The sequence below is a fragment of the Maritimibacter sp. 55A14 genome (genome assembly GCF_003122205.1).
Classification (GTDB): domain Bacteria; phylum Pseudomonadota; class Alphaproteobacteria; order Rhodobacterales; family Rhodobacteraceae; genus QEYE01.
Genome location: NZ_QEYE01000027.1, coordinates 13,632 through 28,786, shown reverse-complemented (window position 1 = coordinate 28,786; position 15,155 = coordinate 13,632). Strand labels below are relative to the sequence as shown.

Sequence of the window (15,155 nt, the reverse complement as noted above, 5' to 3'; positions counted from 1 at the left end):
CGCTCTCAGGCCGGGCCGGGCCAGGGCTCCGGCTGCACTGCATATCCAATATAGAGCGGATGCTTGGGATGTCCCGCCTTGCTGAGGCCCAGATGGTGCAGCGCCCGCCCGGTGCCGCGCATCAGTCGCTCCACTTCAGGGCCGCGGTCCAGATGCGCGCCATGTGTGCCCCAGGCGCAGACGATGCTGTCGGCCCAGCCGCAGCCCTCCAGGATGGCGGCGTCGTTCTGCGGCCCGACCGGGTTGGCGGTGGCGCGCATCGCGCGCGGATCGGTCGCGCGCCAGCCGAAGATGTTGCAGACCCGGAAGGCGCCGAAGCCCAGCGTGCGGGCCCGCCGCTCGCAGCGCTCCACCGTGGGATCGTTCTGCACCTCCGTCGCGGTGGAGGGGTTGAGCATCACGAAAAGCGCCCGCCGGCCCGCGCCGTCCCAGACGCGCGTGAGCGCATAGCGGTAGCGTTCGCAATCGGAATAGACGGCAGTGGAGGCCGCGTCGCCTTTCAGATGGGTGCGAGTGATCATGCGCTGTTCATGGCCCGAAAGCCGCGCCCGCCGCAAGTCCCCGCGCTCAGAAAGGCCAGTCGTGCCGGCTGACCGTGTCACCCGTGCGGCTGTGGAAACGGAAGCTCTCCATCGGGGACGCATCGAGCGATTCTCGGTCGAGAAGTACTTCATCGAACGGCCCCGCGATTGCGTCGTCTATCGCCAGATACTCCATGCCGTCCCTCTCCAGCCGGGCCACCAGCCGGTCCCGGCCTGCGATCCGCGCGAAGCGGGCGAAGCGGATGCGCGCGGCTTCCAGCACCGGTGCCGCCCCGAGATAGAGTACCGCGCGCGCGCCATCGCGAGCCGCGAAGATCATCTCTTCGCGGTCGGTGGAATAATCTCCAAGGAGTGCGGTATCGAAACTGCCGATCAGTTGACCGTCGATATGACGCAGCGCCCGGCCCTCGCGATGGACGAAGTAGTGGACCCGGCCCGCGTCGTCGATATCGAGCTTGGTGACCTTGTCCCCCGGTTTCAGCGCCAGTTCGCGCTCGCCCGTGACAAGGCGCGGTTTCTCGGGGTCGTTGACATAGATGACGTAATGGGCGCCGCTGGGCGATGTCCGGGGCGTGAAGGCCGTGCCCGCCGGGAAGGTTCCGACCTCCCGGTCGCCCAGGACGATATGATCTTCGCTGCCATCATTGTATCCATAGGCAAGCTGCGCCGTCTTGCCGGCGAAATGATAGCCCGACATGGCGTCGCCGCCGAGCGGCCCGATCTGTTTGCCGTCGATCTCGAAAAAGAGCTCGGACGTCTCGTCCGCGGCTTTCCGTTCGCCCAGATAGCCATAATGCCTACCGTCCGAGGACAGGACCAGACGGCCGGAATTCGTGTAGCGCAACCCGCTCGGCCTGCCGTCGATAACGGCCTCGACCTCGCCGTCGATCCGGCGGATGAGCGCCACGCCCGAGCCGTCGCCGCTCAATTCCACCGCCAGCAGCACATCGTTGCCCTCGGTTATCGTTCCATTGTGGATCATCCAGTAGCCGTCGGTCTTGAGCACTGCGAAGACGTACCCCTCGCCCGCGACGGCCTGTGTCGCAACAAGACTGCGGGCGTTTTCCAGGGGCTCTGATATGGGCTCGCCATCGCGGAAGACCCGCAACTCCCCGTCGAGCGTCAATGCGAGATAAAGCAGTTCCCGCCCTGCGGCCGGGTAATGCTCATAGACCGACTTGTAGGGTCCGAACCGCTCGCCGTTGCGATAGGCGAACGCCTCGCCGTTCTCGTAGGTGCGGAACATCGCCGCGCCGCCGTCGAGCGACCAGAGCAGCTTGTCGGAATAGTCTACGTAATTCTTTCCCATGTCCGGTGACCAGTAGATGAACCGGCCTTCGACGTCCTTGCCCAGATGGGCCAGGGACATGTTCCCCTGGGGTTGCGCGAAATAGCGGCTCGCGGCCTGACCCTTGCCGTTCAGGTAGTAGCCGGTAAAGGGCAGCCGCCCCTCCGTACTCAGATACACATCCACGCCGTCGCTGCGGCGCACCCACAAGGCGAGCCCGGAGCCGTAGGCGCGGAAAAGGTGCAGATCGGCCCCCTCCGGAATGGTATAGACAGCCTCAGTGGCGGTTTCGATGGGCTCGGGCTCGGCGCCGAGCAATGCGGGCGCAAGGCCGAAAGTGGCCAGCCCCGCAGCGAGAATTGTACGCAACATCGCATTTCCCCCGTGAACGGCCGGTCTCCGCGGTCCGGTCCATTGGGGCCGGAGCGCCTTGCCTGCCGGGCAATGACATGATGTGATCCTAGCACAATCCGGTGCAGCATTCACCGCGCGGCGCGTCAGAGGTTGAACACCCGGCTCGGATGCAATTCGCCCGTCTTGTAGATGCCGATGGCCACCGGCTTGCCCTGGTAGGAGGCCCAGGCCTCCTCGCCATATTCGGCTTCGGAGGTCAGCACCATGCCGGGATTGCCGTTCCGCAGCCGCGCCGCACCTTCGGGCGTGCAGCGCAGTTCCGGCAGTTCGGCCAGCCCGGTTTCCAGCGGCAGCAGGTAGCCGTCGAGCGCCGGGTCACCCGCCATCTCGTCCAGCAGCGCGAAGTCGATGCCGTCTTCCGCTTCGAACGGGCCCGACCATATGCGGCGCAGTGTTACCACATGGCCCAGGCAACCCAGCGACGCGCCCAGGTCGCGCGCGATGGCGCGCACATAGCCGCCCTTGCCGCAGACCATCTCCAGTTCCACGTGATCGGCATCCGGCCGCGCGACGAGGCGCAGCAACTCCACCCAGAGCGGCCGCGCCGCCAGATCCAGCGCCTCGCCCTCGCGCGCCAGCCTGTAGGCGCGCTCGCCCTCGACCTTGACGGCGGAATACTGCGGCGGCACCTGCATGATCTCGCCGGTGAACTCACCCAGCGCGGCCTCGATCTCGGCGTCGGACGGGCGGCTGTCGGACCGGGCGGTGATCGCGCCCTCGGTGTCGTCGGTCTCGGTTGCCACGCCCAGCCGCACGGTAAATCGGTAGGCTTTCAGCGCGTCTGTGATATAGGGCACGGTCTTGGTGGCTTCTCCGAAAGCCACCGCCAGAACGCCGGTCGCCAGCGGGTCGAGCGTGCCGGCATGGCCCGCCTTGCGCGCCCCCAGCGCCCAGCGCGCCTTGTTCACGACCGCGCTCGAGCTTACGCCGGCGGGCTTGTCCACCACCAGCCAGCCGGAAATATCGCGTCCCTTGTTGCGTCTGCGTCCCACGCGCGCCGTCCCCCGATAATTCTGCGAAGCCGTCCGCTACCCGCACGGCGCGCGCCCGTCAACATCCCCTTGGCGGCGGCGGTCACTCCGCAGGACCGCGGATCACACCCAGGATCGGCCCCATCGGGCGGCCCACATCCGACCGGTTCAGTCCGGGCGCATGCAGTTTCGAGACGTTTCCGTCCAGGAAGAGCGCGTCGGGCAGGCCCAACCCGTCGCGGAAGAGCCGGGCGAATTCGTGGAAGGTGACCGGCTGCTCGGAAATCGCAAAGACCACGCGGCGCCCGTCGCCGGAGACGCCGACGCCGTTGCGGATATGGCGCGACGTGCTGTCGGGCAGGAAGCGCGGGTGCAGCGCGCCGCCGATCACCAGCATCGGGCCGGATTGGGTGGCGAAGCGGCAGGCCGGCGGATCGGTCATGTAGTGCTCCGATTCGATCACCGCCGCGCGGCCGCGCATGACGCAGAAGACGCCGTTCGGGCGCAGGCCGAAATTCCCGACCCCGCCGCCCAGCGTCGCCGGCGCGACCTCGTGCCCGTCTTCGATGTAGAGGCCCACAGGCGCGCGGTCGGGATGGTACATCCCGCCATTCATCGCGAAGGAGAGGCGCCGGTCGCTGCGGGCCAGGTCCTCGTCGAGCCGATGGAAGCTGGCATAGGGCATGCCGTCCGGGGCGCCCAGCCAGAGCCGGATCTCGTCGCGTGCCGCATCGGCCTCGCAAACGGTATAGGCCAGCCCGTCATGGGCCAGCGGCCGGCAGGCGGCGGGATCCGGCGCCGCCGTCGCCGCGGGTCCGACGAGCAGCAGCGCCGCCCCCAGAAGCCCGCGCCAGCCGGTCATTCCTCCGCATCTCCGGGCGCATCCCCGGACCGCGCGGTGTCGCGCGCCACTTCGGCGCTTTCCAGCAGGCGGCGGGTTTCGTCCATCCGGTCGAAGGTCTCGTCGAGCGCGAAACGCAACTCGGGCGAACGTTTCAGGTCCAGCTTTCGGTCGAGCTGGTGGCGCAACTCGCCGCGGTTGCGTGCCAGCGCCTCCATCGCGGCCTCACGCCCCTCGCCGCCGAGCGGCAGAACATAGACCGTGGCCACACGCAGATCGGGCGAGCAGCGCACCTCGCCCACGGTGATCGACATGCGGTTCAGGTCCGGGTCGTGAACGTCGCCCTGGTTGAGCACGTCGGAGAGCGTGCGGCGGATCAACTCACCCACGCGCAATTGCCGCGTCGACGGGCCGGCGCCGCTGTTGAAGGATTTCTTGGACATGGCTTGCACCTCTCGCCCCGCACATAAGCGATGGACGGTTCTGCCGCAACCGGGGCTTTGACCGCCCGCGCCGGAGCGGCTAGAGGATGGCGGAGTTCCGCAGAGAGGAGAGCCGCGATGACCGAAATGACCGGGATCGCCGTGCTGGGCGCGTCGGGCCGCATGGGCCGCATGCTGATCGAGACCGTGCGCGGGCGCGAGGACGCCGCGCTGGTGGGGGTGACGGAACGCGCCGGCCATGACTGGATCGGGCAGGATATCGGCGAATGCCTGGGCGGGCCGCCGCTGGGCGTCGCGGTTTGCGACGACCCGCTTGAGGTCTTCGCCCGCGCGCAGGCGGTGATCGACTTCACCGCGCCGGCGGCCACTGTGGAGCATGCCGCGCTGGCCGCGCAGGCGCGCTCCACCCATGTGATCGGCACCACGGGACTTTCGGACGCGGACCTGGCGAAGATCGCCGCCGCGGCCCGCCACGCGGTGATCGTGCGTGCCGGCAACATGAGCCTCGGGGTCAATCTGCTGGTGCAGGTGACGCGGCAGGTGGCGGCGGCGCTGGATGCCGACTGGGATATCGAGATTGTCGAGGCGCATCACCGCCACAAGGTCGACGCGCCCTCGGGCACCGCGCTGATGCTGGGGGAGGCGGCGGCCGAGGGCCGCGGCGTGACGCTGGCCGATGTGGCCGACCGCGGGCGCGACGGGATCACCGGCGCGCGGCGGCGCGGCGATATCGGCTTCTCGGCGATCCGCGGCGGCGACGTGGTGGGCGAGCATGACGTGATCTTCGCCGCCGAGGGCGAGCGCATCCGGTTGAGCCATATCGCGAGCGACCGGCGGCTCTTCGCCCGCGGCGCGGTGCGTGCCGCGCTCTGGGGGCAGGGGCGCAAGCCGGGCGAATATTCGATGCTGGACGTGCTGGGGCTCTAGGATCGCCCTTGCCGTGGGCGGGTTGCGCCGCCTGCGGCGGCGGTTTTTCGCCTCCGGCGGGGATATTTCGGGCAAGAAGAAACGGGCGCGGGCGATCCGCGGCGGTGAGGCGCGTGCAGTCCGGGGCAGGAGGGTTGAGAATGCGTGCAGCACCGGCGCCACACCGCCTTGTGGTTGCGATACGCGCCCGGCTCAGAAATCGCTGGCGATCCCCTTCTTCTCCCAGTCCCCGAAGCGGGTGGGTTCCGGGCCGTCGCGGCCGCCCTGTTCGGGCGGCAGGCCGGGCGGTTGCGCGGCCTTGCGGCGGGCCTCGGCCTCGGCCAGGGCGCGGCGGGCTTCTGGGGACAGGTCGGGGGGCAGGTCGTCGGTTCCGGATGTGTCGGTCATGGCCCATGCTTTCTTGTGCCGCTCAGCGGCTTGATATACGCCGCAGCCCATGACGGACAAGCCCCCGCCCCTCGATCCCGCCGGCCTGGCGCCGCGCCGCGCGGCGCTGGCGCTTCTGCACGCGGTGCTGGCCGAGGGCTGCACGCTCGACGAGGCGAGCGGGACGCTCGCGCGGCTGGCGCCGCCCGAGCGCGCCCGCGCCGAGCGGCTGGCGCTTGCAGTGCTGCGCAACCTGCAACGCGCCGACCGGGTGCTGGCGCCGCACCTGGCCAAGACCCCGCCCCCCGCCGCGCTTGCGGTGCTGCGTCTGGCCACGGTGGAGCTCTGCGCCGACCGCGCCGCGCCGCACGGGGTCGTCGACGCGGCGGTGCGCCTGGTGCGCGCCGGTCGCCGGACCCGGCACCTGGCCGGGCTCGCCAATGCCGTACTGCGCAAGGTGGCCGCGGGCGGGCCGGAGATCTGGCAGGCCGCGCCGCCCGACATGATGCCCCCCTGGCTCCGCAGCCCGCTGGTCCACGCCTGGGGGCGCGAAGCGGTGCGCGGGATGGAAGCCGCGCATGCCGCGGGCGCGCCGCTCGACCTGACGCTTAAGGACCCCGAGGACCGGCAGGGCTGGGCGGCAGCGCTGGGCGCGCGGCACCTGCCCACCGGCAGCCTGCGGCTGGACGCGCCGGGCCGGGTCTCGGCGCTGCCGGGCTTTGCCGAGGGTGCCTGGTGGGTGCAGGCCGCCGCCGCGGCCATCGCGGCACGGGTTGCGGGCGATGTCGCGGGTGCGCGGGTGCTCGATCTCTGCGCCGCGCCGGGGGGCAAGACGATGCAGCTTGCCGCCGCCGGCGCGGATGTCACGGCGCTCGATATCTCCGGCCCGCGGATGGCGCGGCTGGGCGAGAACCTGACGCGCACCGGGCTGGTCGCGCACCGGGTGGTGGCGGATGCGCTGCACTGGCGGGCGGAGGTGCCATTCGACCTGGTGCTGCTGGACGCGCCCTGCTCGGCCACCGGCACGATCCGCCGCCATCCCGACCTGCCGCATGTCACGACCGCCGCCGATGTTGAGGCGCTGGCCGCGCTTCAGGCGGCGCTGATCGACCGGGCGGTGGAGATGGTGCGCCCCGGCGGGGACCTTGTCTTCTGCACCTGCTCGCTGCTGCCCGAGGAGGGCGAGGCGCAGGTCGCACGCGCGCTGGAGCGTCATGCCGGGCTGCGCCTGCGGCCCATCGCGCCCGAGCCGCTGGGCCTGGGGCCGGAACTGGCCACGCCGGAGGGCCTTCTGCGTCTGCGCCCCGACCACTGGCCGGAGCTGGGCGGAATGGACGGCTTCTGCATTGCGCGCCTGGCGCGGGACTGACGCCCGGGCGCCGGCTTTTGGCGGTGACAGCGCCGCCCGTCGCGGCTATCCTCGGTCCCGGCAAGATCGAGTGGACACCCAATAAAAACACACATGTCCGAAACGTATCAGGAAGCGCCATCCCCCGGCTCCAAGGGCGCGCAGCGCTGGACGCGGGGCCTCAACCGGCTGCAGGCCGGGCTGGCCGGGTTCGCGCGGCCCGCAACCGCGTTCGTCTCGCAGCCCGAGCCGCGCACCATCGGCAGCCATGCCCGCGGGCGGCAGCTTCTGGCGGGCAATTTCATGTTCGGGGGCCATCTGATCGAGGCGCCGGGCGCGATGATCTGGAACCTCGACCCGCCCGAGCCGCCCTTCGAGGAAGCCCTGCACGGCTTCACCTGGCTCGACGATCTGGCCGCCGTGGGCGACAGCGCGGCGCGGCAACTGGCGCAGGACTGGCTGCGCGAATGGATCGCGCGCTTCGGCGCCGGGCGCGGGCCGGGCTGGACGCCTGACACCACGGGCCGGCGCATCATCCGCTGGATCAACCACGCGGTGATGCTGCTCGGGGCGCAGCCGCGCGACCGCTCGGCGGCCTATTTCCGCTGCCTGACCCGGCAGACGGTCTTCCTGGGCCGGCGCTGGCGCAGCGCGGCGCCCGGCCTGCCGCGATTCGAGGCGCTGACCGGGCTGGTCTATGCCGGCCTGGCGCTGGAGGGGATGGACCGCCTGGTGGCCCCGGCGACCCGCGCGCTGGCGGCCGAGTGCCGCCGCCGCATCGGGGCGGAGGGCGGCCTGCCGACACGCAACCCCGAAGAACTGCTGGAGGTCTTCACGCTGCTCACCTGGGCCTCGGCGGCGTTGAGCGAGGCCGGACAGATGCCGCAGTCCGACCATCTGGCCGCGATCGAGCGCATCGCGCCCACCCTGCGCGCGCTGCGCCATGCCGATGGCGGGCTGGCGCGGTTTCACGGCGGCGGGCGCGGGCTGGAGGGCCGGCTCGACCACGCGCTGGCCGCCGCGGGGGTGCGCGCCGCCGCCCCGGCGGGGCTGGCGATGGGCTATGCGCGGCTTTCGGCGGGCCGCACCAGCCTGGTGATGGACGCCGCCGCGCCGCCACCGACGCCGGTCTCCTACAATGGCCACGCCTCGACCCTGGCGTTCGAGCTGACCTCCGGGCGCCGTCCGCTGATCGTCAATTGCGGCGCGGGCGGCACGTTCGGCGAGGCCTGGCGGCGGGCGGGCCGGGCCACGCCGTCGCATTCCACGCTGACGATCGACGGATTCTCCTCCTCGCGGCTTGGGCCGAAGGGCTGGACCGGCAACCGCTTCCGCGAGTTGCTGGTGGACCAGCCCGGCGACGTGCGCTGCCATCGGCTGGCGGGCGAGGCGGGCACGAGCCTGCTGGCCAGCCATGACGGCTATGCCCCGACGCACGGCCTGACCCATGTGCGCCGCCTCACGCTCAGCGCCGACGGGCGCAACCTGGCCGGCGAGGACACGCTGGGCGCACTCTCCGAGGAGGACAGGATGCGATTCGAGCAGGTCATGGACCGCACGGCGCTGCAAGGCGTGGGCTACGCGCTGCGCTTCCACCTGCACCCGGATGTGGACGCCACGCTGGACATGGGCGGCACCGCGGTCTCCATGATGCTCAAATCCGGCGAGATCTGGGTTTTTCGCCATGACGGCGCCGCGGAACTGGGGCTGGAACGCAGCGTCTACCTGGAAAAGGGCCGCCTCAAGCCGCGCGCGACAAAACAGATCGTTCTATCTTCCGTCGTGATGGATTATGCGAGCCGCATTGGCTGGTCTCTCGCCAAGGCGCAGGAGACACCGACCGCGACGCGCGATGTCGCGCGGGACGAGGAACCGGCCGACTGAGACCCTGGCCACTGACCCCGAGGAACTGCATTTCATGACCGATCTCGTGCCCGTCCGCCGCGCGCTCCTTTCCGTTTCCGACAAGACCGGGCTGGAGGACCTGGCCCGTGCGCTCGATGCGCGCGGGGTCGAACTCGTCTCCACCGGCGGCACCGCGCGGGCGATCCGCGAGGCCGGGCTGGCAGTGCGCGACGTCTCCGAGATCACCGATTTCCCCGAGATGATGGACGGCCGCGTCAAGACGCTGCACCCGATGGTGCATGGCGGGCTGCTGGCGCTGCGCGACAATGCCGAGCACCGCGCCGCTATGGAGGCGCACGGTATCGGCGCGATCGACCTGCTGGTGGTCAACCTCTACCCGTTCGAGGAGACAGTGGCCAAGGGCGCCGATTACGCGACCTGCATCGAAAACATCGACATCGGCGGTCCGGCGATGATCCGTGCCGCGGCCAAGAATCACGGCTTCGTCAACGTGGTGGTGGACGTGGCGGACTACGCCCCCCTTCTGGCCGAACTGGAGGCCAATGACGGCGCCACGCGCCTGGCCTTCCGGCAGCGGCTCGCGCAGGCGGCCTATGCCCGCACCGGGGCCTATGACGCGGCGGTGTCGAACTGGATGGCGGGCGCGCTGGGCGAGACCACGCCGCGCCGCCGGGTCTTCGCGGGCAGCCTGGCGCAGGAGTTGCGCTATGGCGAGAACCCGCATCAGGGCGCCGCCTTCTATACCGACGGGACGGGTCGCGAGGGCGTGGCCACGGCCCGGCAGCTTCAGGGCAAGGCACTGAGCTACAACAACATCAACGACACCGACGCGGCCTATGAACTGGTGGCGGAATTCGATCCGGAAGCCGCCGCCGCCTGCGCGATCATCAAGCACGCCAACCCCTGTGGCGTGGCGCAGGGCGACACGCTGGCCGAGGCCTATGCCCGCGCATTCGATTGCGACCGCACCTCGGCATTCGGCGGGATCGTGGCGCTGAACCGCCCGCTCGACGGTGCGACGGCGCGCGAGATCGCCGAGATTTTCACCGAGGTGGTGATCGCGCCCGGCGCGGACGAGGCCGCGCGCGCCGTCTTCGCCGCCAAGAAGAACCTGCGCCTGCTGGTGACCGGCGGTCTGCCCGACCCGACCGCGCCGCTGCTGGCCTACAAGCCCGTCGCCGGCGGGATGCTGGTGCAGGACAAGGATGCCGGGCGGCTCGACCCCGCAGCGCTGCAGGTGGTCACGAAACGTGCGCCTTCGGAGACCGAGATGGCCGATATGCTCTTCGCCTGGAAGGTCGCCAAACACGTCAAGTCGAACGCCATCGTCTATGCGCGCGGGGGCGCGACCGTAGGCGTCGGCGCGGGGCAGATGAGCCGCGTGGACAGCACCCGGATCGCGGCGCGCAAATCGGCGGACATGGCCGAGGTGCTGGGGCTGGAAGACCCCACGACCAAAGGCTCGGTCGTGGCATCGGACGCGTTCTTTCCCTTCCCCGACGGGTTGCTGGCCGCAGCCGAGGCCGGGGCGACGGCGGTGATCCAGCCCGGCGGTTCGATGCGCGACGCCGACGTGATCGCCGGCGCCGACGAGGCGGGCCTGGCGATGGTCTTCACCGGCATGCGTCATTTCCGGCACTGACCCGATGCGCTGGTTCTGGATCACGGCGATATCCACCTTTGCGCTCGACCAGTTCTCGAAGCTGGCGGTGGTGCACTGGCTGGGGCTCAGGCATGTCCTGGCCATCGACGTGATCCCGCCGCTTCTCAATTTCCGCATGGGCTGGAACCGGGGGGTGAATTTCGGCCTCTTCGCCAATAACGCGGAAGTGATGCGCTGGGTGCTGACCGGGCTGGCGGTGGCGGTTTCGCTGGGGCTGGTCTGGTGGGCGGCGCGGCACCTGCGCCGGCCGCTGCACCGCGCACTGGCGGGGGCGGTTCTGGGCGGCGCGCTGGGCAACGCGCTCGACCGTGTGCTCTATGGCGCGGTGGCGGATTTCCTGAACATGTCCTGCTGCGGCATCGACAACCCCTATGCCTTCAACATCGCCGATGTGGCGATCTTCGGCGGCGCGATCGGGCTCGTGGTCCTGGGCGCGAGCCATGACGGCGGGGCCGAGAAGAACGGGTGACGCGGCCGCACGATTGCGCTAGATACAGGCCCGAGAGGCGAGGGAGGTCCGCATGACGGGTTTGCGCAACATGCTGGTGCTGGGGCTGGTGGCCCTGATGGCGCTGTCGGCCTGCGGCGGCAAGCGCCAGGCAGCGCTGCGCGACGCGGGCCCCGACGAGTTCGGCGTGCTGCCGAACCGGCCGTTGCAACTGCCCGAGAATTTCGCGGCCCTGCCCGAGCCCCTGCCGGGGGCGCCGAACCTGGCCGATCCGCGCCCGCAGGCCGATGCGGTGGCCGCGCTGGGCGGCAATCCGGCGGCGCTCAACGCCGACGGGGTGCCCGGCGCCGACGGCAACCTGGTGCGTGCGGCCAGCCGCTATGGCGTGGCCAGCGACATCCGCGAGGTCGTCGCCGTCGAGGATGCCCGCATCCGTCCCGAGTCGCGCCGCCGAAACCGCGTGATGACCCGAAGCCTGAAGCGCAAGGCCAGGGCCTATCGCAAGATGGTTCTCGACCCCTATGCCGAGAATGAGCGCTTCCGGGCCCGCGGCGTGGCCACGCCCAGCGCGCCGCCGGCGCGGCTGCGCTGAGCCGGCGCCGACGCGCGGGGGCGTTGAAAACCCGGTCAAAGCGCGTATCTCTTGCTGAAGCGTCCGGAACCGGGAGTTGAGAATTTGACATTGCGAAAGCTGCTGGGCGTGCTCGCCGTCGCCCTTCACGCCGCCCCTGCGGCCCATGCCGCGGAAAACGTCACCACCTTCACGCTCGACAACGGTCTGGAGGCCGTGGTGATCGAGGATCACCGCGCCCCGGTCGTGGTCCACATGCTGTGGTACAAGGTCGGCTCCGCCGACGAGACCGCCGGCAAGTCGGGCATCGCGCATTACCTGGAACATCTGCTCTTCAAGGGCACCGACGACATGGCACCGGGGGAGTTCTCGGCCACGGTCAAGGCCAATGGCGGCTCCGACAACGCTTTCACCTCCTACGACTATACCGGCTATTTCCAGCGCGTCGCAGCCGACCGGCTGGGCCTGATGATGCGCATGGAGGCCGACCGCATGCGCGACCTTGTGCTGACAGAGGAGGACGCGGCAACCGAGCTCAACGTCATCATCGAGGAACGCAACCAGCGGGTGGAGAACAACCCCGGCGCGCTCTTCTCCGAGCAGCGCATGGCGGCGGCCTATCTCAACCACCCTTACGGCCGTCCGGTGATCGGCTGGCGTCACGAGATGGAGTCGCTGACGCGCGAGGACGCGCTGGCCTTCTACCGCCGCTACTACGCGCCCAACAACGCGATCCTGGTGGTCGCGGGCGATGTCGACCCGGCCGAAGTGCAGGCCCTGGCCGAAGAGCATTACGGCCCGCTGGAGCCGACGCCGGGTCTCGGCCCGCGGGTACGCCCTTCCGAGCCGCCGCAACGCGCCGAACGCCGCATCACCTATGCCGATCCGCGCGTCGCGCAGCCATATGTGATCCGCAGTTACCTGGTGCCCGAACGCAATCCCGGCGATCAGCGCGAGGCCGCCGCGCTTACCCTGCTGGCGGAACTGCTGGGCGGGTCCGGGCTAACCTCGGCATTGGGGCACGAATTGCAGATCGAGGAGAAGCTGGCGGTCCAGACATCGGCCTTCTACGGCGCGACCAGCTATGACCCGCCGGGCTTCGGCATCTATGTCGTGCCCGCCGAAGGTGTCACGCTGGAGGAAGCGGAGGAAGCGATGGACCGCGTGCTGGCCGGGTTCCTGGAGGAGGGCGTGGACGCCGCGCAGCTCGAACGGATCAAGACGCAGCTCCGCGCGAGCCTGATCTACGCCCTGGACAGCCTTCAGGGCCAGGCCCGGCGCTATGGCGAGGCGCTGACCTCGGGGCTGACCGTGGCGGATGTGGAGGCTTGGCCGGAGGTGCTGCAATCGGTCACCGCGGAGGAAATCGTGGCCGTGGGCCGCAAATATCTCGACCGCCGCCGCGCCGTTACCGGCCGGCTGGTGGACGGGGACGGCACCGCCCCCGCGCCGGAGGGCGCAGCGCCCGTCGACCCGCAGAGCACGGAGGTCACCCAATGATCCGCGTCTGTCTCGCCGCCGTCCTCGCGGTCGTCCTGTCGCTGCCCGCCCGCGCGGTGGAAATCCAGGAAGTCACGTCGCCCGGCGGCATCACCGCTTGGTTGGTGGAGGAGCATTCCATCCCCTTCGCCGCCATCGAACTGCGCTTCCGGGGCGGCGCCAGCCTTGACACACCGGGCAAGCGCGGCGCGGTCAACCTGATGATGGGCCTGCTCGAGGAAGGCGCGGCCGATATGGACGCGCAGGAATTCCTCGTCGCGCGCGAGGAACTGGCCGCCGATTACGGCTTCGACGCCAGCAACGACACGGTGTCGGTCTCCGCCCGCTTCCTGACCGAAAACCGCGCGGCCTCGGTCGACTTGTTGCGCAAGGCGCTGACCGAGCCGCGATTCGACCCCACCGCGCTGGAACGCGTGCGCGGACAGGTGCAGTCGATCATCGCCGACAACGCCAAGGACCCGCGCCATATCGCCAACGCCACGTTCGACCGCATGGCCTTCGGGGATCACCCCTATGGCTCGTCGCTCAACGGCACGGCGGCGAGTGTGGCGGCGCTCGACCGCGACGACATCATGGCCGCTCACAAGGCGGCGCTGGCCCGCGACCGGGTCTATGTCGGGGTGGTCGGCGACATCACTGCCGAGGAACTGGGTCCGCTGCTGGACAGGCTGCTGGGCGGCCTGCCCGCCGAGGGCGCGCCGATGCCGAAGGAGGCGCCCTGGATGCTGGAGGGCGGCGAGACCGTCGTGCCCTTCGCCACGCCGCAATCCGTCGCCGTTTTCGGCCATCGCGGCATGCGCGAGGACGATCCGGATTTCTTCGCGGCCTACATCCTCAACCATATCTTGGGCGGCGGCGGCTTCGGCTCCCGGCTGATGGCGGAAGTGCGCGAGAAGCGCGGCCTGACCTACGGCGTCTACAGCTACCTCGCGCCGATGGACCATGCCGAACTGATCATGGGGCAGGTGGCTTCGGCCAACGCCACCGTGGGCGAGGCGGTGGAGGTGATCCGCGCGGAATGGCGCAAGCTGGCGCGCGACGGTATCACGGCGGCCGAACTGGACGAGGCCAAGACCTATCTGACCGGGGCCTTCCCGCTGCGCTTCGACGGCAATTCCACCATCGCGCGTATCCTCGCAGGCATGCAGATCACCGGCCGGCCCATCGACTATATCGACACCCGAAACGACCGCATCGAGGCCGTGACGCTGGACGAGATCAACCGCGTGGCGGGCGAGTTGCTCGACCCCGAGGCGCTGCATTTCGTCATCGTGGGCGAGCCCGAGGGCATGGGCGCCGGCAACTGACCGCACCCGCCATCCCGCTGGTCCGGGCCGCTGCGACACCGCCGGGGGAGGGCCAGTCATGAGCCATCTGGCCGAGATCGACACCGGGCTACGCGGTGCCGCCCTGGGGCTGCTCTTCCTGTTGGGTTGAGCTATCTGTATCCCGAAGTCCGGTGCATCCTGGACTGGATCGAGTAGTATGCGGCCTCGGGAAATGGTGCCTGCGCAATTGCAATGGGTGCTCGTAGGTGGGGCCTTCGCCAATGTTGGTACAATTTTGCCCTGAGCGTGGCCGTCAATGAAAGAGTGAACACCGTAATGACTGTTACATATGAGGAAATAAAGGCCCTGTATCCAGGCAGCACTCACCGCGTAAGTCGCAACTTCATTAAATCGAAAGAATTTAATTGGATTGAAGATTTTGGACCAATGGGCACGATGATGCCATGTACCTGTTACGTTTTACAAGGCGAAGTCACCTATCAATTCGGCGATCAGAAAATCAATATTTCCGAAGGCGAATGCAAGGAACTGCCTGGTGGGGAGTATACACTCCATATAGGCGAAGGGGACGTTGAGATCGTCAACGTTTGGAAGCTTCCTTTCGACACTTGAACTTGGGCTCAGGTACACAAGCCGTTCGCTCCTCCGGGGGATTGGTGAACGTTGGCGCATTCGGAC

General features: G+C 69.4%; 15 protein-coding genes. 9 read left to right on the top strand and 6 right to left on the bottom strand.

Going from position 1 to position 15,155, the window contains the following annotated elements; translation table 11 throughout:
* Positions 1-5: 5 nt before the first annotated feature.
* The 5 genes from DDZ14_RS17250 to rbfA all read right to left on the bottom strand — a co-directional run bounded on the left by DDZ14_RS17250 (position 6) and on the right by rbfA (position 4,499).
* On the bottom strand, positions 6-521 hold the full coding sequence (locus tag DDZ14_RS17250) for a DUF1643 domain-containing protein (protein WP_109426235.1): 516 nt from the start codon (positions 519-521) through the stop codon (positions 6-8).
* A gap of 46 nt (positions 522-567) precedes the next feature.
* A complete protein-coding gene (locus DDZ14_RS17245; RefSeq protein ID WP_109426219.1) occupies positions 568-2,202 on the bottom strand; it encodes a hypothetical protein in 1,635 nt (544 codons plus the stop codon).
* 125 nt (positions 2,203-2,327) lie between these two features.
* Positions 2,328-3,236 carry a tRNA pseudouridine(55) synthase TruB gene (gene truB / locus DDZ14_RS17240; RefSeq protein ID WP_109426218.1) on the bottom strand — a complete coding sequence of 303 codons (909 nt, stop codon included), beginning with the start codon at positions 3,234-3,236 and terminating at the stop codon, positions 2,328-2,330.
* Positions 3,237-3,318: 82 nt separating this feature from the next.
* Positions 3,319-4,077: a phosphodiester glycosidase family protein gene (locus tag DDZ14_RS17235; RefSeq protein ID WP_109426217.1), complete on the bottom strand. Its 759-nt coding sequence runs from the start codon at positions 4,075-4,077 to the stop codon at positions 3,319-3,321.
* Positions 4,074-4,499 (bottom strand): 30S ribosome-binding factor RbfA, encoded by a 426-nt coding sequence (gene rbfA, locus DDZ14_RS17230; RefSeq protein ID WP_109426216.1) that lies wholly within the window; start codon positions 4,497-4,499, stop codon positions 4,074-4,076. The genes DDZ14_RS17235 and rbfA overlap by 4 nt, the downstream gene beginning before the upstream one ends.
* 117 nt (positions 4,500-4,616) lie before the next feature.
* Between rbfA and dapB the strand changes: the two genes are divergently transcribed.
* Complete coding sequence (dapB, locus tag DDZ14_RS17225; RefSeq protein WP_109426215.1) at positions 4,617-5,426, top strand: 4-hydroxy-tetrahydrodipicolinate reductase; 810 nt, start codon at positions 4,617-4,619, stop codon at positions 5,424-5,426.
* A 192-nt stretch (positions 5,427-5,618) separates the two neighbouring features.
* On the opposite strand, the gene DDZ14_RS17220 is transcribed toward dapB, so the two are convergent.
* Complete coding sequence (locus tag DDZ14_RS17220) at positions 5,619-5,813, bottom strand: DUF1674 domain-containing protein (RefSeq protein ID WP_109426214.1); 195 nt, start codon at positions 5,811-5,813, stop codon at positions 5,619-5,621.
* 49 nt (positions 5,814-5,862) lie between these two features.
* Here DDZ14_RS17220 and DDZ14_RS17215 point away from each other — a divergent pair, with 49 nt between their 5' ends.
* The 8 genes from DDZ14_RS17215 to DDZ14_RS19490 all read left to right on the top strand — a co-directional run bounded on the left by DDZ14_RS17215 (position 5,863) and on the right by DDZ14_RS19490 (position 15,089).
* Entirely contained in the window at positions 5,863-7,161 is a 1,299-nt protein-coding gene (locus tag DDZ14_RS17215; protein ID WP_109426213.1) for an RsmB/NOP family class I SAM-dependent RNA methyltransferase, read from the top strand.
* Between the two features lie 93 nt (positions 7,162-7,254).
* Positions 7,255-9,024, top strand: a complete 1,770-nt coding sequence (locus DDZ14_RS17210) for a heparinase II/III family protein (protein WP_109426212.1) — start codon at positions 7,255-7,257, stop codon at positions 9,022-9,024.
* A gap of 34 nt (positions 9,025-9,058) precedes the next feature.
* Complete coding sequence (gene purH, locus DDZ14_RS17205; RefSeq protein WP_109426234.1) at positions 9,059-10,648, top strand: bifunctional phosphoribosylaminoimidazolecarboxamide formyltransferase/IMP cyclohydrolase; 1,590 nt, start codon at positions 9,059-9,061, stop codon at positions 10,646-10,648.
* Positions 10,649-10,652: 4 nt separating this feature from the next.
* On the top strand, positions 10,653-11,138 hold the full coding sequence (lspA, locus tag DDZ14_RS17200) for a signal peptidase II (protein WP_109426211.1): 486 nt from the start codon (positions 10,653-10,655) through the stop codon (positions 11,136-11,138).
* Between the two features lie 52 nt (positions 11,139-11,190).
* The gene (locus tag DDZ14_RS17195) at positions 11,191-11,709 is read left to right on the top strand and encodes a DUF3035 domain-containing protein (protein WP_199221369.1); all 519 of its coding nucleotides are present in this window, start codon (positions 11,191-11,193) and stop codon (positions 11,707-11,709) included.
* 84 nt (positions 11,710-11,793) lie between these two features.
* The gene (locus DDZ14_RS17190) at positions 11,794-13,188 is read left to right on the top strand and encodes a M16 family metallopeptidase (RefSeq protein ID WP_369915276.1); all 1,395 of its coding nucleotides are present in this window, start codon (positions 11,794-11,796) and stop codon (positions 13,186-13,188) included.
* Positions 13,188-14,495, top strand: a complete 1,308-nt coding sequence (locus DDZ14_RS17185; protein ID WP_109426232.1) for a pitrilysin family protein — start codon at positions 13,188-13,190, stop codon at positions 14,493-14,495. Before DDZ14_RS17190 ends, DDZ14_RS17185 begins: the two co-directional genes overlap by 1 nt.
* A gap of 297 nt (positions 14,496-14,792) precedes the next feature.
* Entirely contained in the window at positions 14,793-15,089 is a 297-nt protein-coding gene (locus DDZ14_RS19490) for a hypothetical protein (protein ID WP_146193174.1), read from the top strand.
* Positions 15,090-15,155: the final 66 nt, after the last annotated feature.